At 64.2% G+C, this 18,831-nt stretch carries 15 protein-coding genes; 9 read left to right on the top strand and 6 right to left on the bottom strand.

The features are described from left to right. Positions 1–46 precede the first annotated feature (46 nt). A complete protein-coding gene (locus tag ABIE56_RS02950; RefSeq protein WP_429242348.1) occupies positions 47–1,183 on the top strand; it encodes an efflux RND transporter periplasmic adaptor subunit in 1,137 nt (378 codons plus the stop codon). A 13-nt stretch (positions 1,184–1,196) separates the two neighbouring features. Continuing rightward, positions 1,197–4,298, top strand: coding sequence for an efflux RND transporter permease subunit (locus tag ABIE56_RS02945; RefSeq protein ID WP_429242347.1), 3,102 nt, complete (start codon positions 1,197–1,199; stop codon positions 4,296–4,298). A gap of 79 nt (positions 4,299–4,377) precedes the next feature. Here the strand turns inward: ABIE56_RS02945 and ABIE56_RS02940 are convergent, their stop codons facing one another. The 3 genes from ABIE56_RS02940 to ABIE56_RS02930 all read right to left on the bottom strand — a co-directional run bounded on the left by ABIE56_RS02940 (position 4,378) and on the right by ABIE56_RS02930 (position 8,007). Beyond that, on the bottom strand, positions 4,378–5,820 hold the full coding sequence (locus ABIE56_RS02940; protein WP_429242346.1) for a M20/M25/M40 family metallo-hydrolase: 1,443 nt from the start codon (positions 5,818–5,820) through the stop codon (positions 4,378–4,380). Positions 5,821–5,887: 67 nt separating this feature from the next. Then, positions 5,888–7,297 carry an ATP-binding protein gene (locus ABIE56_RS02935; RefSeq protein WP_429242345.1) on the bottom strand — a complete coding sequence of 470 codons (1,410 nt, stop codon included), beginning with the start codon at positions 7,295–7,297 and terminating at the stop codon, positions 5,888–5,890. After that, complete coding sequence (locus tag ABIE56_RS02930) at positions 7,294–8,007, bottom strand: response regulator (protein ID WP_429242344.1); 714 nt, start codon at positions 8,005–8,007, stop codon at positions 7,294–7,296. Before ABIE56_RS02930 ends, ABIE56_RS02935 begins: the two co-directional genes overlap by 4 nt. A 149-nt stretch (positions 8,008–8,156) precedes the next feature. Between ABIE56_RS02930 and ABIE56_RS02925 the strand changes: the two genes are divergently transcribed. The 3 genes from ABIE56_RS02925 to ABIE56_RS02915 all read left to right on the top strand — a co-directional run bounded on the left by ABIE56_RS02925 (position 8,157) and on the right by ABIE56_RS02915 (position 12,643). After that, positions 8,157–8,471 (top strand): hypothetical protein, encoded by a 315-nt coding sequence (locus ABIE56_RS02925; RefSeq protein ID WP_429242343.1) that lies wholly within the window; start codon positions 8,157–8,159, stop codon positions 8,469–8,471. A gap of 16 nt (positions 8,472–8,487) precedes the next feature. After that, positions 8,488–9,498, top strand: coding sequence for a helix-turn-helix domain-containing protein (locus ABIE56_RS02920; RefSeq protein WP_429242342.1), 1,011 nt, complete (start codon positions 8,488–8,490; stop codon positions 9,496–9,498). 136 nt (positions 9,499–9,634) lie between these two features. After that, positions 9,635–12,643, top strand: a complete 3,009-nt coding sequence (locus ABIE56_RS02915; RefSeq protein ID WP_429242341.1) for a TonB-dependent receptor plug domain-containing protein — start codon at positions 9,635–9,637, stop codon at positions 12,641–12,643. A gap of 129 nt (positions 12,644–12,772) precedes the next feature. Here ABIE56_RS02915 and mscL read toward each other — a convergent pair whose 3' ends face one another. Both mscL and ABIE56_RS02905 read right to left on the bottom strand, forming a co-directional pair. Continuing rightward, entirely contained in the window at positions 12,773–13,180 is a 408-nt protein-coding gene (mscL, locus tag ABIE56_RS02910; protein WP_429242340.1) for a large-conductance mechanosensitive channel protein MscL, read from the bottom strand. A gap of 70 nt (positions 13,181–13,250) precedes the next feature. After that, entirely contained in the window at positions 13,251–13,937 is a 687-nt protein-coding gene (locus ABIE56_RS02905; RefSeq protein WP_429242339.1) for a fumarylacetoacetate hydrolase family protein, read from the bottom strand. Positions 13,938–14,054: 117 nt separating this feature from the next. Here ABIE56_RS02905 and ABIE56_RS02900 point away from each other — a divergent pair, with 117 nt between their 5' ends. The 4 genes from ABIE56_RS02900 to ABIE56_RS02885 are packed head-to-tail and all read left to right on the top strand — an operon-like array spanning position 14,055 to position 18,522. Beyond that, on the top strand, positions 14,055–15,302 hold the full coding sequence (locus tag ABIE56_RS02900) for an efflux RND transporter periplasmic adaptor subunit (RefSeq protein WP_429242338.1): 1,248 nt from the start codon (positions 14,055–14,057) through the stop codon (positions 15,300–15,302). Positions 15,303–15,324: 22 nt separating this feature from the next. Next, a complete protein-coding gene (locus ABIE56_RS02895) occupies positions 15,325–16,011 on the top strand; it encodes an ABC transporter ATP-binding protein (protein ID WP_429242337.1) in 687 nt (228 codons plus the stop codon). 12 nt (positions 16,012–16,023) lie between these two features. After that, positions 16,024–17,190: an ABC transporter permease gene (locus ABIE56_RS02890; protein WP_429242336.1), complete on the top strand. Its 1,167-nt coding sequence runs from the start codon at positions 16,024–16,026 to the stop codon at positions 17,188–17,190. Positions 17,191–17,199: 9 nt separating this feature from the next. Then, entirely contained in the window at positions 17,200–18,522 is a 1,323-nt protein-coding gene (locus ABIE56_RS02885) for an ABC transporter permease (protein ID WP_429242335.1), read from the top strand. 4 nt (positions 18,523–18,526) lie between these two features. On the opposite strand, the gene ABIE56_RS02880 is transcribed toward ABIE56_RS02885, so the two are convergent. Next, positions 18,527–18,793, bottom strand: coding sequence for a hypothetical protein (locus tag ABIE56_RS02880; RefSeq protein ID WP_429242334.1), 267 nt, complete (start codon positions 18,791–18,793; stop codon positions 18,527–18,529). Positions 18,794–18,831 lie beyond the last annotated feature (38 nt).

The raw sequence follows: 18,831 nt of genomic DNA, 5'->3' as shown, positions 1-18,831 counted from the left end.
ATCCCCGGCGCGGCGACCGAACCCAACGGTTTCGGCCGGAGTAGCCATGCAACGTTCCCCAGGGAAGAAACTCGTCCTCATCGCTGGATTGGTCGCGCTCGCCGCCGTCGGCGTGGGGGTGTGGCGCCACGGCGCAGACGGCAAGGACGCGCAGAAGCCGTCCCGTGCCGCTCCGGCGGCGGGTACCCCGGTCAACACGGCCGTCGCCACGCGCGGCGAGATCGATCTTTCACTGAAGATCATCGGCCGTGCCGAGGCGTATTCCACGGTAAATATCCGCTCGCGCGTGAATGGGCAGCTCGAAGCGCTCGCCTTTACGCCGGGAGCGCACGTGAAGAAGGGAGAGTTGCTCGCCCAGGTCGATCCGCGGCCACTGAAGGCGGCACTCGACGAGGCGCAGGGCAAGGTGGCGAGCGACCAGGCGCAGCTCACCAAGGCCGAGGCCGATCTGGCGCGTTACCAGAATATGCTCGGCAAGGGATTCGTCAGCCGCGCCGATTTCGATCTGTACAAGGCCAACCTCGGCGTGGCTCGCGCCGCACTCGAGAGCGACCGCGCCGCCGCCCGCGCCGCGCAGGTCCAGCTCGATTTCACCACGATCACGGCGCCCTTCGATGGCATCACCGGCGCGCCGCTCGCCTACCCAGGCGCGACGCTCACGGCGGATACCACCGATATCGTGGTGTTGAACGAAGTGGACCCGATCCGCGTGGCATTCGCGATCCCGGAGGACAGCCTGTCGGCCGTGCGTGCAAGCCAGCGCCGCGGCGCGCTTCCGGTGGAGGCAAAGATTCCTGGTGATACCGGCGGCCCGTTGAAGGGCGAGCTGGAGTTCGTCGATAACGCGGTGGATGCCACCACCGGCACCATCGTGTTGAAGGGGCGGTTCGCCAATGCCGATGGCCGGCTGACGGCCGGCCAGTTCGCCGAAGTGACGTTGCCCACCACTCGCCTGGCCGATGCCGTGAGCATCCCGGTCATCGCATTGCAGAGCTCCACGTCGGGCACGTTCGTGTTCGTCGTAAAGCCTGACCAGACAGTGGAACAGCGCAATGTCACGACAGGCGCCAGTACCGCGACGCGCGTCGTGATCGATAAGGGGCTCGCCGAGGGCGAGCGCGTGGTGACCGAAGGCCAGATGCTGCTGGTGGACGGCGCACGCGTACGCATCGACAAGGGCTGAGGAGAACTGCGGCGTGAACCTGCCTGAACTGTGCATCCGCCGCCCGGTGATGACTACGCTGCTGATGGCGGCGCTGGTGATCTTCGGCATCGCGGCTTACCCCAAGCTCCCGGTCAACGAGCTGCCGAACGTCGATTTCCCCACGATTAACATCAGCGCGAGCCTGCCAGGCGCCTCACCGGAGACCATGGCCTCGTCCGTGGCCACGCCGCTGGAAGCGCAGCTGTCGACGATCGCGGGTATCGATTCGCTCACATCATCCAGCTCGCTGGGTTCCACCACGATCACGGTGACGTTCGCCCTCGATCGCAGTATCGATGGCGCGGCGCAGGACGTGCAGGCGGCCATTTCTGCCGCGCAGCGCCAGTTGCCGCAGGATATGCCGACACCGCCGACGTACCGCAAGGTGAACCCGGCGGATGCGCCCATCCTGTTCCTTACCATGCAATCGTCCACGCTTCCGCTATCCACCGTGGATGACTACGCGGAGACCGAACTGGCGCAGCGCCTTTCCATGGTCGAGGGCGTTGCGCAGGTCAATGTATACGGCTCACAGAAGTACGCCGTGCGTATCGCCGTGAATCCCGATCGCCTGGCAGCCACGGGTATCGGTGTGGACCAGATGGCCAGTGCGATCGCCGCAGCGAACGTCAACAAGGCCACTGGCGCGCTCAATGGCAGCCGCCAGCTGCTGTCCATTCGCTCGGATGGCCAGTTGATGCGCGCCGCGGACTACAACCAGGTGGTACTCGCCTACCGCAACGGTGCGCCGGTTCGCCTTTCTGACATCGCGACCCCCCGCGATAGCGTGCAGGATGACCAGAAGGCCAGCTGGTTCAACGGCAAACGTGCGATCACGCTCGCCATCCAGCGCCAGCCGGGTGCGAACACGGTGGAAACGGTCGATCGCATCCTCACGCTGCTGCCGGGGTTCGAGGCGACGCTGCCGCCATCGGTCAGGCTCGACGTGATGTACGACCGCTCGGTATCCATCCGCGACTCCGTGCACGACGTGCAGTTCACCCTGGTACTTGCGGGCATCCTGGTGGTGCTGGTGATCTACCTGTTCCTGGGCAACGCATCCGCCACGCTCATCCCCGCGGTGGCACTGCCGATCTCGGTGCTGGGCACCTTTGGTGCCATGTTCGCACTGGGCTACAGCCTGGATAATCTTTCGCTGCTGGCGCTGACGCTCGCGGTCGGGTTCGTCGTGGATGACGCGATCGTGATGCTCGAGAACATCATGCGGCATATCGAAATGGGCGAGAAACCGTTCGATGCCGCCGTCAAGGGCGCGAACGAAATTGGCTTCACCATCTTCTCGATGACTCTTTCCCTGGTCGCCGTGTTCATCCCCGTGATGTTCATGGGCGGTATCGTCGGTCGCCTGTTCCACGAGTTCGCGGTGGTGATCAGCGTCTCGATCCTGATCTCCGGCTTCGTGTCGATCACGCTCACGCCGATGCTTTGCAGCCGCTTCGTCAAAGCCCATGACCACGACAAGCGCAGCCGCATCGTCGTGTGGTTCGATGCTGGCTTCAGTGCGGTAACGTCGGGATATACGAGCACGTTGGCCTGGTGCATGCGCCATCCGCGCGTGGTGCTGCTGGTGTTCGCGCTGAGCCTGGGCGCGACGGGCGTGCTGTTTGCCGTGACGCCCAAGGACTTCATCCCGGCGGGCGATAGCGGCCAGCTGCGCGTTACGACGGAAGGCCCGACCGATATCTCGTTTGCCGCCATGTCCGCACGCCAGCAGGCGCTGGCGGAGATTGCCGGCAAGGATCCGAACATCGGCGGGTACATGTCCAGCGTGGGCGCAGGTGGTGCGCGCGCCACGATCAACTCGGGGTCTATCTTGCTCACGCTACGCCCTGCGGGTGAACGTGGCCACACGACGCCCGATGAGATCATCCAGGAGCTGCGGCACAAGTTTGCCCAGGTGCCGGGTATCCGCACGTACATCCAGAATCCACCGGCCATCCAGGTCGGTGGCCGCCAGTCGAAGGCCCAGTACCAGTACACCGTGCAGTCGACGGACCTGCAGGCGCTCTACGCCTGGTCAGGCAAGCTCGTCACCGCGTTCCAGAAGCTGCCCGGCTTCCAGGACGTCACGACGGACCTGGACCTCAACAGCCCATCGATGGTCGTGGAGGTGAACCGCGACAAGCTGGCACCGATGGGGCTCACCATGGATCAGGTGCAAACAGCGCTTGGCACGGCGTTTGGCGAGAACCAGATTTCGACGATCTACGGTTCGGCGACGCAGTACTGGGTGATCCTTCAGGTCGATCGCGGCATGCAGGATGATCCGGCCGTGCTATCCAAGCTGTACGTCACGTCTGATTCGGGCAAGCTGATTCCGCTCAACACCGTGGCGCGTTTTGAGCGCAAGCCGCAGGTGCTGACGGTGAACCACCAGGGGCAGCTTCCCGCCGTCACGGTCTCGTTCAACCTTGCGCCGGGCGTCTCGCTCAGCGACGCCGTGGCGAGTATCGACCGCGCGACCACGGAGCTGAAATTGCCTGCCACCCTGAGCGGTAGCGTGCAGGGCACAGCGCAGGCGTTCCAGGACTCGATCAAGGGCATGGGCCTGCTCTTGCTGCTGGCCGTGTTCGTGATCTACCTCGTACTGGGCATCCTGTACGAGAGCTTCATTCATCCACTCACCATTCTCTCCGGCCTGCCGGCCGCGGCCGTGGGTGCGCTGCTTACGTTGGTCATCTTCAACGCGTCGCTGGATCTGTTTGCTTTCGTCGGCATCGTGATGCTGGTGGGCATCGTGAAGAAGAACGCGATCATGATGATCGACTTCGCGCTCGAGCGTCAGCGCGATGAGGGGATGAATCCATTCGATGCCATCTTCGAGGCGTGCCGCGTGCGTTTCCGCCCGATCATGATGACGACGATGGCCGCTTTCGCCGGTACGTTGCCGATCGCGCTGGGTATTGGCGCGGGCGCGGAGACACGCCGGCCGCTTGGCCTGGCCGTGGTCGGTGGCCTGGTGGTATCGCAGATCCTGACGCTTTACCTCACGCCGGTGATCTACCTGTACATGAACCGCCTGCAGGATCGCGTGGCGCCGAAGCAGATCGGCGAACCGGCGACGAGCCACTGAGGACCCGGATCGCGCGCGAGCGCGCTCCTACAAGGGCCTGGCGCGCCTTCGGGGCGCGCCAGGCCCTCCTTGTGGTGCGTTAATCGTGCGCGCCATCTTTGGCGAACGCGCCAGGAGCGGAGCCGAAGTTACCGTCGGCCATCGCCGCCATGTACGCGAACGTCGCGTATACCGCCACGTTTTGCGCCAGCGCCTTCGGGTCGATCTTGTCGAGCGTATCGTTGGCGTTGTGGTGGTAATCGAAGTAGTCGGTGCCATCCTGGGTGAGCGAAAGCGCCGCCATCCCCTTGGCATGCATCTGCGACAGGTCGGAACCGCCGCCGCCCGGCTTCTCCGCATCGTAGGCCACACCGATCGGCTCGATCACCTTGGCGATCTGCTCAATGGCGCCGCGTGCTTCGGGCTTCACGGATGCCGACATCCGCCAGATACGACCTGCGCCGAAATCGGATTCGGTGCCGAGCTGGAACCTGGCCACGTCCTTCGCATGGGCTTCCGCATAAGCGCGGCCGCCCCACAGGCCCATTTCTTCGTTAGCGAACGCGATGACGCGGATCGTGCGATCCGGGCGCTGCGGCATGTCCTTGATCAGCTTGGCCGCAGCGGCGGCGATCGCCACGCCTGCGCCATCATCGATCGCACCGGTGCCAAGGTCCCACGAATCCAGGTGGCCGCCAATCGCGACGATTTCGTTGGGCTTCTTGCGGCCGGTGACTTCGGCGATGACGTTGGAGCCTTCATAGGTGCCCTTGAAGCCCACATCCAGGTCGAGCTTCAGCGTAACGGGCTTGCCTTCCTTCAGGATGCGCTCGAGCTGGTCGGCATCGGGTAGCGAAAGCGCCGCGGCCGGGATCGCCTCCTTCGGATCGGTGAAGCCCGTGACACCGGTATGCGGTGTGCGGCTGTGCGGGTCGGTGCCGGCCGAGCGAAGCAGGTATGCCGCGGCGCCCATCTTGGCGGCAAGGACCGGGCCGCGCGTACGGGTGGCGGAGCCCATGCCGTAGTCGTGGCCATCCTTCTGCTGGGCCATGTGCGTGCTGACGTACACGATCTTGCCCTTCACCGTGGCCGGGTCAGCGGCCTTGAAGGCGTCGAGCGTATCGAAGGCCACGACCTCGGCGGTGAGGCCGCCTGCGGGCGTGCCTGCCGAATAACCAAGCGCCGTGAGTGCCAGCGGCTGGGGGAACGGTGCCACGATGGCGGCGTGCTCGCTGTGGCGCTCCCACAGCGGGTAGCTCACTTTCTCGGTGTACACCTTGTCGAAGCCCATGGCCTTGAATTTCGCCACGGTCCATTCGACACCGCGCTTGTCGGCTTCGCTGCCCGCCAGGCGCGGGCCCACTTCCGTGGTCAGCCCGGAAACGAACTCGTACCCGGTGTTATCGGCCATCGCCTTGTCGCGCAGCTCGGTGGCCGCAGCGACGGCTTTCACCGGAATGGTGGTGGCTTTCTCGGCCGCGTGGGCGGAGCAGGCGAGCGCAATGCACGCGGCGAGCACGTGGAAACGGAAGGCTGAACGCATGGGGGACCCCTGGGACGGAAACCCCGATTATGGACCCGTCAGAGGGGGCGGGCGCCTAGGTAGGAAGTCATGCATGCCGGCGTGCGGGCAGGATGACCGATGCGCGCAGGCCACCTTCGCGACGGTTGCGCACATCCACGCTGCCACCGTGTTCGGAGACGATGGCACGCACGCTGGCCAGGCCCAGGCCAATGCCCCCGGTATCACGGTTGCGCGAGGCTTCCAGGCGGAAAAAGGGCTCGAACACCTGGCGCTGCATGTTTTCGGGAATGCCGGGGCCATCGTCGTCCACTTCGAGCACGCAGGCTTCACCCTGGAAACGCAGGCGCATGCGCACGCGCTCTCCGTACTTCAGGCCGTTGTCCACGAGGTTATCCACCACGCGGCGCAGGGCGACGGGGTCGCCATCCACGGTGACGGCCTGGCCTGCCTGCACGGATACGTCGTGGCCCACATCCACAAGGTCATCCGCCACGCTCTCCACCAACAGGCGGAAATCCAGTGGCTGGCGATTCGGGCCCGACGCACGATCCCTGATGAAATCCAGCGCGGCGGAGATCATGGTCTTCATTTCCTGGATATCGGCATCTACCTTGTCGCCGAGCGGGGCGGGCAGGCCATCCAGGCGGAACGACAGCCGCGTAAGCGGCGTGCGCAGGTCGTGTGCGATGGCACCGATCATCTGGGTACGCTCCTGCACCATGCGGTTGATACGCGCCTGCATGGCATTGAACGCGTCTACGGCCATGCGCATCTCGGTGGGCCCTTCCCGGGGCACGGGTGCCGCGCTGGTGTCGCTACCGAGGCGATGGGCCGCCTCGGCGAAGCGACGGATGGGAGCCGAGAGCGCACGGGCGAACAACCCCGCCAGCGGGAGCATCACCAGTACGCCCAGGCCTAGCATCCACAGCAGGCGAGCCGGCACGGTATCGCTGAACGCTGGTTGGGGTACCGTCACTACGCGCCACGAACCGTCCGCTAGCCGCAGGCCCACCACGGAACCGGGGCCGGCCACGGTGCGCATGGGCATCGCGAGCGGCCCCAGTCCGTCGAGCGAGGTATACACGCGCAGGTGGTCGCGGTCCGTGTTGAGCACGCCTGCAAGGCGTTCTGCAAGGTGGGACGAGATGTTGGTGTCGTAGTCGGCCGGTGCGGCCGGGGCATCGGCCTGCGTGCTGATCTCAAGATCGGATCCATGCGGAGGCCCGAATCCGCCGGGCATGCCTGCGTCACCCGATGGGCGCCCTGCATCGAAAGGGCGCCCGCTATCGAACGGGCGGCCCCCATCGAAGGAATGGCCAAACGTCTCCAGCTCCGGCCGCAACGCGGTGACGATATCGAAGAAGCCGGCCGAGGGCACTGGCCTGGGCGGCTTAAAGGTGAATACCAGGAAGCCGACAGCCTCGGCCACGAGCAACGCGCAGACGATCACGAGGAAACTTCGCGCGAAGATGGATAAGCGGGGCAAGCGGATCATGGGCGCGCCACCTTGGGTACCAGCATGTAACCCTCGTTGCGCACCGTCCGGATCATCTCCATGGCCGCGCGGTCGTTGAGCTTGCGGCGCAGGCGGCTGATCTGGGTATCGATGGCGCGGTCGTAAACCTCGGTGCGCCCCCCATGCACCAGGTCCAGCAGCTGGTCGCGGCTGAGGATGCGCTGGGGATGGTCGACGAACGCCCTCAGTAACGCGAACTCCCCGTCGGACAGGTTGATGAAGATGCCCGTGGGGTCGCGCAGGTCGCGGCGGGTCATGTCGAAGCGCCAGCCGGCGAACAGGTAAGGGCGCGCATCGTCTGCCACGGCCGTATCGGTAGAACTCAGTCGGCGCAGGATCGCCCGGACCCGCGCCAGCAACTCGCGTGGGTTACACGGCTTGGCCAGGTAATCGTCAGCGCCCACTTCCAGCCCGATGATCCGGTCGGTATCCCCACCCAGGGCGCTCAGGATGATGATCGGCGGGCCCTTCTCGGCGGCCAGGCGCCGGGCCGCCGAAAGGCCATCCTCGCCCGGCATCATCACATCCAGCACCACCACGTCCGGGCGTTCGCGCGAGATCGCAAGATCCATCTGCGCAACATTTTCCGCCGCCTGCACGCGGTAGCCGTGCCCGCTCAGGAAGCCGGCAATCAGGTTGCGAAGTTCGGGGTCGTCATCGACCACCAGGATGAGGGCGTTGGTATCCATGGCCATGGTGCGTTTGATAGCAGAAACCGCGCCAGCGCGCGTGTCCGGGATGGCATGGGGCTGACACAAAGCAGACACACGCCGACAACGGCGGGTGACGAGCGGCCGGTAGCCTGTCATGTATCCGTCGTTACGCAGGTTTCTGCCCGATGTTCGTTTTTCCCCGCTGGTCCACCACGCTTTTTGCGTTCGCCATGACGGCCGCCGCGGCCGCCTACGCCCAAGACCGTGACCCTCCGCGCCCCCCGCCGCACGATCCGAAGTTTGAAGCGGCCATGGATGATTGCTGGGTGGAATACGGCGGGGAACCTGATGACCCGGTGCCACCGGACATGATGGCGGAGTGCATGGCCTCCAAGGGCTTTCCCCCGCCGCGCCATATGGGGCCGCCGCCGTCGCACCCGCCCCACGGGGCGCCGCTGGGTGACGACGATGACGACGGCGATCCGTTCGCCGGCCCCTGATACCAAGGAAACCGTCATGCCGTATTCGCAGACCGCCTTGCGCTCGCCGCAACCCCTGGCCGCCCCACGCGAGCACCTCGTGGCGGCCCAGCGCTTCTGGGACGAATTCGGCCAGGGATCGGCCCGCCAGCCAGGCCAGACCGTGCTGTTGGACGGTTACGCGGGCAATCGCCTGCGCTTTGCCACCTTCAGCCACAAACCCCACGTATTCAGTAGCGATCAGCTTCCCCGCGAACACCGCCACGCTGCGCTGCTCGTGCTGCAACTGGAGGGCGAAAGCCGCGTGGAGCAGCACGGCCGGCGTAGCACGATCACGCCGGGCAACTTCTGCCTTATCGACCTGTCGCGACCGTTCCGCGTCGATACCGGCCGATCGCTGATCCAGGCCGCCTACCTTCCCCTTTCCGTGCTGCGCGATGCCGTGCCACGGCTTGAGCAGATCGCCGCCGTGAGCCTGCATGGCCACGTTGCCGCCGCGACATTCTTGCGCAGCCTCTACCGTGAGTTGTTCGATCACGCGGAGGACATGACCGAAGCGGTGGCGGATCGCCTGGTTGAAGCGATTCCGCACATGCTTGCGGCCGCGACCGTATCTGTTGGCGATATCGCGCCACCGCCGTCGCAATTGCGCCAGCATCACAAGGAACAGGTTCGCAGGTACGTGCGTGAGCATCTTGCGGACTCGGGCCTGTGCGCCGAGATGATCGGCAAGGGCGTTGGGCTTTCAACCAGCTACCTTTTCGAGCTGTTTGCCGATGAAGACATGACGTTGATGCGTTGGGTCCGCGCCGAGCGTCTTGCACGATGCCGGCGAGAACTTGCGGATGCATCACTGCGTTATCGCAGCATTGCGCATATCGCACAGGCATGGGGTTTTGGCGACATGACGCACTTCGGTCGCAGCTTCCGTGAAGCGTACGGCGTATCGCCACGCGCGTGGCGGCAGACCTGCAAGATGGACGTCCATACTGCCAAGGAAACGCCGAGCGATGGCGGAGTTTCGCTGCACGTGGCTACAGGGATTTAACACTACATTGCTAGTGCGGTAACTGCGCCGATAACGCAGAGCCCGCAGCCTTACCCCGGTGCAGTGGGGATGGCGCACGCCAGGCGTTGCGCCGGTGGTATGGCCATCTAATTTCATCTTTGGGGAGAGTCCCGTAGTGTCAAAGCATCCATCACCCAAGGTCCGGCTCAGCCGGATCAGTCTGGCGCTCGCCCTGGCTCTGGGAGCCGGCGCCACGTTCGCCCAGTCCACCACCGGTAGCATCTTCGGCCAGGCGCCGGCTGCCGAGGGTGAAACGGTCGTGGCGCGCAGCGCCAACGGCGTATCCCGTGAAGTGACGGTCGGTGCCGACGGCCGTTACACCATCGGTTCGCTGCCGCTGGGCAGCTACACGGTCAGCCTCATGCAGGGCGGCAAGGCGGTCGATTCGCGTAACGACGTGAGCCTGCGCGTGGGTTCCGGTACGGAAGTATCGTTCGCTTCCGCTGCGAGCAATGCCGCTGCGACCAGCCTCAGCTCGGTGACGGTCTCGGCGAACACGCTTCCGCCGGTTGACGTCTCCAGTGTCGATTCGCGCACCGTCATCACCTCCGAACAGCTTGCCAAGTTGCCGCTTGCGCGCAGCGCCGAGGCCATCGCGCTGCTGGCGCCGGGCGTCGTCCCGGGTTACAGCGGCTTCACGGGTACCACCAATAGCAACTCGCTCGTCTCGATCGGCGGTTCGTCGGTTACCGAGAACGCTTACTACCTCAACGGCTTCAACACTACCGATCCGCTCAGCGGCTTCGGCGGCATCACGCTGCCGTACGGCGCGATCGATCAGCAGGAAATCCTGAGTGGCGGCTACGGCGCAGCTTACGGCCGTTCCGATGGTGGCGTTATCAGCCAGAGCGGCAAGCGCGGTACTAACGAGTGGCACTTCGGTGCGCAGCTGCTGTGGCAGCCGGCGTTCGCCGGTGGCACCAGCCCCAGCTCGTATTACCTGACCGGCACGAAGGAAGGCCAGATCTTCCGTCGCTATTCGGATAACAATACCTGGAAGGAAACCGAAAGCGCGTACGTCGGTGGCCCGCTGATCAAGGACAAACTGTTCTTCTTTGCCGCGGTCGAGCAGGACAAGCAGCACTCCAACTCGGTAACCGACGTCACCACGTCGTACAACAACCAGTACGAGTACCACAACCCGAAGTGGTACGCGAAGATCGACTGGAACATCAACGACAACAATATCCTTGAACTGACGGGTGCCAGCAGCAAGACCCAGTACAAGGGCAACTTCTACGACTACGATTACGACACCGGCCAGACGGGTGCGCTCAACAGCCAGGATACGTCGACCAAGAACAGCGCGACGCTCTATATCGCGAAGTACACCAGCTATATCACCGACGACATCACGCTGACCGCCATGTATGGCAAGCAGAAGATGACGTACTACAGTGAAACGCCGGGGTACGATCCGTCGCTGATCTACATCTCGCACCCGGAATTGCAGAACCCCGCGGTCACGGGCGGCTCGTCGATCAACAATGCGCAGTCGACACTGGACATCAACAACCCGGACCACTCGGCCACCACGCGCAACCTGCGCCTGGATCTGTCGTGGAAGCTGGGTAACCACACGATTACCGGCGGTATCGACAACCTCGATTCGCACGACGTCGACGACGGCGAAGATGCCGTGGCCTGGCAGTACGGCTATGGCACGGCTGGCAACCCCATCAGCGATGCGCCGTACGTTGCCGCGCCGAATACGGGTGCGGGTGGCGAGACCGGTTACTACGTGTCGAAGTACCTCTACAGCACCGCGGCTTCGGTGCGTGTGAAGCAGCGCGCCCAGTACCTCGAAGATAGCTGGCAGGTGGATGATCGCTGGCTGCTCAAGATCGGCCTGCGTAACGACCAGTTCACCAACTACAACCCGAATGGCGAAGCCTTCCTCCGCCTGACCAAGCCGCAGTGGGCTCCGCGCCTGGGTGCTGCGTGGGACGTGAATGGCGATTCCTCGCTCAAGGTGTACGCCAATGCTGGCCGCTACTACCTGGCCATGCCGGCATCGGTCGCCCTGCGTGCCGCAGCGGGCTCGCTTTACACGAACACCTACTACACCTACACCGGTATCGACGCGAACGGCTACCCGACCGGTCTGACCCAGCTGGCATCGTCCACGGGCGGCGCGGTTTCGGCGAACAACGAGTACGGCCAGTCGCCGGATCCGAAGACGGTGGCCTCGAGCAATATCAAGTCCGAGTACCAGGATGAGTACCAGTTGGGTTTTGATCAGCAGATCAATAGCGACTGGGTTTGGGGCATGAAGGGCCAGGTCCGCAAGCTGCGGAACATCCTGGATGACATCTGCGACCTCGATTCGATCGCGGCCAAGGCGGCATCGCTGGGTTACGACGTCTCCGAAGACAACATGAACGGCTGCTACCTCTCTAACCCGGGTCGCGCCAACACGTACCGTATCCCGGATGGCAACGGTGGCTACGTCAGCGTCGATATGTCGGCCGCCGATTTCGGCATGCCCCAGGCGAAGCGTAGCTACTACTCGCTCGAGACCTACCTTGAGCATCCGTTTGACGGAACCTGGGCTGGCAAGATCGACTACCTGTACTCGAAGAGCTACGGCAATACCGAGGGCCAGGTGCGTTCGGATATCGGCCAGACCGACGTATCGGCGACGGTGGACTGGGACTACGGCAAGCTCATGGAGTACTCCAATGGCCTGCTCTCGAACGATCGCAAGCACCAGATCAAGGCGTACGGTTCGTGGCAGGTGGCGAAGGAGTGGATGCTCTCGGGCAACATCCTGCTGATGTCGGGTACCCCGAAGACCTGCCTGGGCTACTACGGTGCGGATGAGACGAACCCGGTGGGTTACGGCAGCTACTACCACTACTGCGGTGGCCTCCCGTCGCCTCCGGGTTCGGCTGGCCGCCAGCCGTGGCAGCACATCATCTCGCTGTCGGCGGAGTATCGCCCGACGTGGGCTGACCAGAAACTTGCGTTCAACGTGATGGTCTACAACGTGTTGAATGAGTCGAAGGCGACCGCTTCTTACGCGCTGTATGGCACCTCGGCATCGCCGAACACGAACTATGGCCGCGTCACGTACTACAGCACGCCGCGTTACGTTCGCTTCGGTATCACGTACGACTTCTAAGAAGCACCTGCTTCAAACCCTATACCAACAATAAGGCGCCCGAGCCGTGAGGCTCATCTCCCGGGCGCCAATCTCCCCAGATAGGCCGCCGAGCTCTTCCCGACCGGCGGCCATTTTTTTTCTGTAGGTTTACGGGAGGTTCTTCTGCTGCTTCAGCAGGTCGCGGATTTCCTGCAGCAGCACCACGTCGGCCGGCGTCGCGGCCGGGGCATCCTCGTGGCGGGTCAGCTTGTTGATCGCCTTGACCACCATGAAAATCGCGAACGCGATGATGATGAACTGGATCAGCACGTTGATGAACACGCCGTACTGAATGGCGACCTCGGCCGTCTTCGTGGCGGCATCGCCAGGCTTCAGTACCCACTTCCAGTCCGAGAAGTCGATACCACCGATCAACATGCCAATCGGCGGCATGATGATGTTATCCACGAGCGATGTGACGATCTTGCCGAAGGCGGCACCGATCACCACACCGACCGCCAGGTCGATCACGTTGCCGCGCAGGGCGAATTTCTTGAACTCTGCGATCATGCCCATCGAATGCACTCCTCGTTGCGTCGCGTCGAACTTACAAACCTAGCGACCCCCTTGTAAGGATCGCGCGAATTCACACTACCTTGCCTTCGAACGAGGCGATGCCTTCCAGCGTCGCCTTGAACTGATCACCGCGTTGCAGTGCTGATACACCTGCGGGCGTGCCGGTGAAAACAAGGTCGCCCGCCTTCAATTCAAACAACGTGGATAGTGCCGCGAGGATCTCGCCGACGTCGAGCACCATATCGCCCAGCGTCGCGTGCTGGCGAACCTGGCCGTTGATTTCCAGCGTGATCTGCGTGGTGGCAGAAGGGCTGGCCTCGCTGGCCGGCACCAGTGCGGACACCGGGGCGGAGTGGTCGAAGGCCTTGGCCACGTCCCACGGTGCGCCCTTCGCCTTGGCCTGGGCCTGCAGGTCGCGGCGGGTCAGGTCGAGGCCGACGCCATAACCCCAAACCAGCGCACGGGCCTGCTGAGGGGTAAGGTTGGAGCCGCCGGCACTAAGGGCCACGACCATTTCCACTTCATGGTGCAGGTCATTTGTGGCGGTCGGGTAGGGCACATCCGCACCATCGGTCACGACGGCATCGGCCGGTTTGGTGAAGAACATAGGGTTCGCCTTATCGACGCTGGCGCCCATTTCCTTGGCGTGATCGGCGTAATTGCGGCCGATGCAGAAGATACGGCGGACGGGGAAGCGGCCGGGCTGACCGGCGACGGGGAGGCTCGGCTGGGCCGGCATGGGGATGACGGTATTCATGGGCTAAGCCTAGCAGGTGACACCTGTCACGGCAGATGACTGATGAGCCCGAATGGCGCACGGTCCGCCAGGTTCGCATGATCTTGGTCGACACCGCCCAGGGGGACGTGAGGGGACATGAACTCGAACACCGAGCTGCTGAAGCAGCTGAAGATCGACAAATCGCACAAGGAAGCGCCGGGCGGAGGACCCCCTTGGGGACGTATCGCCGCTATGGCCGGCGTGGTCGCCCTGCTCGGGGTCATCGGCGCCGCGGGATGGTTCTTCTTCGGGCACCGCCCGGTCGAAGTGCAGACGGCCACGGCGGTAGCGCCCGCATCAGCCGGCGAGGCCGGCGCGGTGCTGCAGGCCACGGGCTATGTCACCGCACGCCGCCAGGCCACCGTGTCCGCCCAGATCACCGGTACGCTGACCGACGTGCTGATTGAAGAGGGCGACCGGGTCAGCAAGGGCCAGGTCCTGGCGCGGCTGGAGGACAACGCACTACGCGCCAGCCTGCAGTCCGCACAGGCCCAGGCCGCAGCGGCCCATGCCAGCGTCAACCAGAACGAAGCCCAGCTCGACCAGGCCCTGCGCGATGCCACGCGGCAGGAGGCCTTGGTGGGCCGTGGCCTGGTCTCGAAGCAGCTGGCCGAACAGAGTCGTACCCAGGCCAACACCTACCGCGCGCAACTGAATACGGCGCGCCGCCAGGCGCAGGCCGCCGATGCCCAGGTGGGTGTCGCCCAAGTCAACCTCGATTACACCGTGGTGCGCGCGCCCTTCGATGGCGTGATCACGGACAAGGCAGCGCAGGTCGGTGAAATCGTGTCGCCGCTCTCCGCCGGTGGCGGGTTCACCCGTACCGGCGTAGGCACGATCGTCGACATGGATTCACTGGAGATCGACGTGGACGTCAACGAGGCCTACATCGGCCGCGTCCAGCCGAATATGTCCGCCGAAGCCGTGCTGGATGCGTACCCGGACTGGCGCATCCCGGCGCACGTGATCGCCATCGTGCCTGCGGCCGACCGCGGCAAGGCCACGGTGAAGGTGCGCGTGGCCATCGAGCAGAAGGATGGCCGCATCGTGCCCGACATGGGCGTGCGCGTCTCGTTCCTGGAACATCGTGCCGAAGCCCGTACGGACGCCCCCAAGGGCGTCATGGTGCCCGCCAGCGCGATCGTGCAGCGCGATGGGCGCGACGTGGCGTTCGTCGTGGCCGACGACAAGGCGCATCGCCATGAGGTCACCGCCGCCAAGGCAGCGAACAACGATGTACGCCTGGTGACCGTAGGCCTTGCCGCCGGGGACACCGTGATTACCGCACCACCCGACACCGTCGTGGATGGCACTGCCGTCCGCGTGACCCAGCCCACACCCTGACCGCCCTACGGAGATACACAGCATGGCTACCCTGATCGACATCCAGGATTTGTCCAAGGTCTACGAGCGCGGCCGGCAGAAGGTCGAAGTGCTGCACGGTGTGGACCTGAAGATCGAAGAAGGCGATTTCCTCGCATTGATGGGCCCTTCGGGCTCGGGCAAGACGACGTTGCTGAATTTGATCGGCGGGCTGGATACGCCGACGGGCGGCAGCATCAGCGTCGGTGGCGAGCGTATCGATACGCTCGGCGCCGGCCAGCTCGCCCGCTGGCGCGCCGCGCATGTGGGCTTTGTGTTCCAGTTCTATAACCTCATGCCCATGCTCAGCGCGCAGCGCAACGTGGAACTGCCACTGCTACTTACCAAGCTCTCGGGCAAGCAGCGTGCGCAGAACGCGGCTATCGCCCTGCAACTGGTTGGCCTCTCCGATCGCGCATCGCACAAGCCTTCGGAACTCTCCGGCGGCCAGCAGCAGCGCGTGGCGATCGCCCGGGCGATCGTTTCCGATCCCACGTTGCTGGTGTGCGATGAGCCCACGGGTGACCTGGATCGCCAGTCGGCGGAGGACATCCTGGGCTTGCTGCGCGAACTCAACCGTGAGCACGGCAAGACGATCGTCATGGTCACCCATGATCCGAAGGCCGCCGAATACGCCAACCACACGCTGCATCTCGACAAGGGCACCCTTGTCGAGCAGTCGGCGGCGTAACGGAGCGCCGCGATGAAATACTTCCATCTCATATGGGCGGCACTGTTCCGGCGGAAGGCACGCACCTTCTTCACCCTGGTTTCCATCCTGGCCGCGTTCCTGCTGTTTGGCATGCTGGATGCGACGCGCAAGGCGTTTGATTCGGGCGATAGCGTGATCGGCGTGGATCGGCTGATCACCACGTCACGTTACTCGATCATCACGTCGTTGCCGGTCAGCCTCGAGACACAGATGAAGGCGATCCCTGGCGTCAAGGATGTCGGATTCTCCAACTGGTTCGGCGGTATCTACCAGGATCCGAAGAACTTCGTGCTGAGCTTCGCCGTCAGCGATAATTACTTCGATATCTATCACGAGATCCAGCTCTCGCCCGAACAACGTAAGGCGTACGAGACGACCCGCACCGGTGCCATTGTCGGTGCGGCGCTGGCCAAGCGCTTTGGCTGGAAGGTGGGTGACAAGATCCCGCTGCAATCCACGATCTTCCCGCAACGTAACGGCGACAAGACCTGGCCGTTCGATATCGTCGGCATCTACACCGCCGCGCCAGGTGCCGCCAATGGTACCGACCAGCAGTTCTTCTTCCACCATAAGTATTTCGAGGATGCCAACGCGTTCCAGAGCATCGGCACCACCGTGGGCTGGTATGCGCTGCGGCTGAACTCCGCGAATGATGCCGATCGCGTGGCGAAGGCCGTGGATGCGCTCTCGGCGAATTCGGACCACGAGACCAAGACCCAGACCGAGCAGGCGTTCAACGCCTCGTTCGCCAAGCAGATCGGTGATATCGGCCTCATTGTCACGGCCATCATGGGCGCGGTGTTCTTCACGCTGATCCTGCTTACGGCCAACACGATGGCCCAGGCCGTACGCGAACGCACCAGCGAGCTGGCGGTGCTGAAGACGATCGGCTTTTCCAGCCACAGCGTGCTCTACATGGTGCTGGCCGAGAGCGTGCTGTTGCTCCTGATTGGTGGCGTGTTGGGCCTGGGGCTTGCAGGTGGCCTGGTGCCCATCGTGGCGAAAGGCAGCGGGGGCATGTTGAACCTGCCGCCCGTGGGCTCACAGACCTGGATGCTTGGCCTGGTACTCATGCTCGTGATCGGTGCCATCGTCGGTGCATTGCCCGCGATCCGCGCGATGCGCCTCAACATCGTCGATGCGCTCGCCGGGCGCTAAGGAATAGCCATGAAGACATTCAAGAAGTTCCTCGGCGGTGTGTTGCTGCTCGCGATCATCGTGCTGTTCCTCGTGGTGTGGACCGCGCTGCCGTGGCAGGGCGTGGTCGTGCTAGCCGTGCTGCTCGCCGTATGGATGGCGGCCACCCGGCGTGGCCGGCAGACCTGGCAGGTGACCCGGGTGGGCCTGTCCACGGTATCGCAGCGGATCGGCTCGTCATCCGTCGTGGTGGTGGGCATCGCAGGCGTGGTCGGCGTACTGGTGGCCATGCTGGCGATGAGCGAGGGCTTTGCGGAAACGCTGCGCGCCTCGGGCAATGACCACACCGCCATCGTGCTGCGCGGCGGCTCGCAAGCCGAACTCAACTCGGTGCTGGATCGCGACAGCGCTAACGTCGTGATGCAAGCGCCTGGCGTAAAGAAAGGCCCCGAAGGCCGGCCCATCGCCTCTGGCGAACTGGTGGTCGTCGCGAACCTGCCGCGCAAGGGCGATCCGAACAGCGACTCGAACGTACCCATCCGTGGCGTGAGCGATGACGTGTGGGCATTGCGCGATAACGTGAAAATCATCGCGGGGCGTAAGTTCAAGCCGGGCTTGCGCGAGCTGATCGTCGGCAAGGGCGCCGCCGGGCAGTTTGCCGGCCTGGATGTGGGCAAGAGCATCCGCCTTGCCGGGCAGGAGTGGACGGTGGTCGGCGAGTTCGAGTCGCACGATGCGCTCGAGTCGGAGCTGTGGGGCGATACGCAGAGCGTGGCATCGGCCTATCGCCGCGGCAGCAGCGTCGCTTCGGTAACGGTGTTGCTGGAATCGCCCAAGGCGTTCGATCAGTTCAAGGCCAGCCTGGCGGCCGACCCGCGGCTGAAGGTGGATGTGAGCACCACGCAGGCGTATTTCAGCAAGCAATCCGAAGCGCTTACCAAGACCCTGCGCATCGTGGGTATCACCGTGGGCATCATTATGGCCATTGGCGCCGTCTTCGGCGCGTTGAACACCATGTACGCGGCGATCCAGGCGCGTGCCCGTGAAATTGCTACCTTGCGTGCGATCGGCTTCCGCGGCGTGCCGGTCGTGGTTTCCGTGCTGCTGGAGACCATGTTGTTGGCGTTACTGGGCGGCCTTATAGGTGCCGGCCTGGTCTGGATCATCTTCAACAACTACACGGCGTCCACGCTCGGCGCGAACTTCAGCCAGGTCGTGTTTCAGTTCCAGGTCGGCCCCGGGTTGTTGTGGACGGGCCTGAAGTGGGCGCTGGCCATCGGCTTCATTGGCGGGCTGTTCCCTGCGTTGCGCGCGGCACGCGTGCCGGTGACCACGGCGCTGCGCGAGCTTTAGCCGATCATGGCGGTGCAGGCGAGCTATCGCCTGCACCGCGCGTCCGCGGTTCCTTGCAGCGGTGCGCCTGCAGCAGCCAACTCCCGCCACGATCCACGCAGGCGTCGTAGTCTGCAAAGTCGGTCAGTGGGGCAGAGAAAACCGCATCATCGCTGCGGAACGGCTGGCACGAGGCCAGCGCGGCAATAGCAATGCACAACAACGTTGCCAGGCGTGCGCCACAAAGGCGCAGCCGTCGCGAGCGGCAGTCAAGGCAGGCTCGGCCATCCATGGGGCTCTCCAGCGAGGACGGCAGGAAAGCCTAGGACG

This window comes from Luteibacter sp. 621 (genome assembly GCF_050435445.1).
Lineage (GTDB): Bacteria > Pseudomonadota > Gammaproteobacteria > Xanthomonadales > Rhodanobacteraceae > Luteibacter.
The sequence above is the reverse complement of the archived record's forward strand: the minus strand, read 5'-3'. Positions and strand labels throughout refer to the sequence as shown.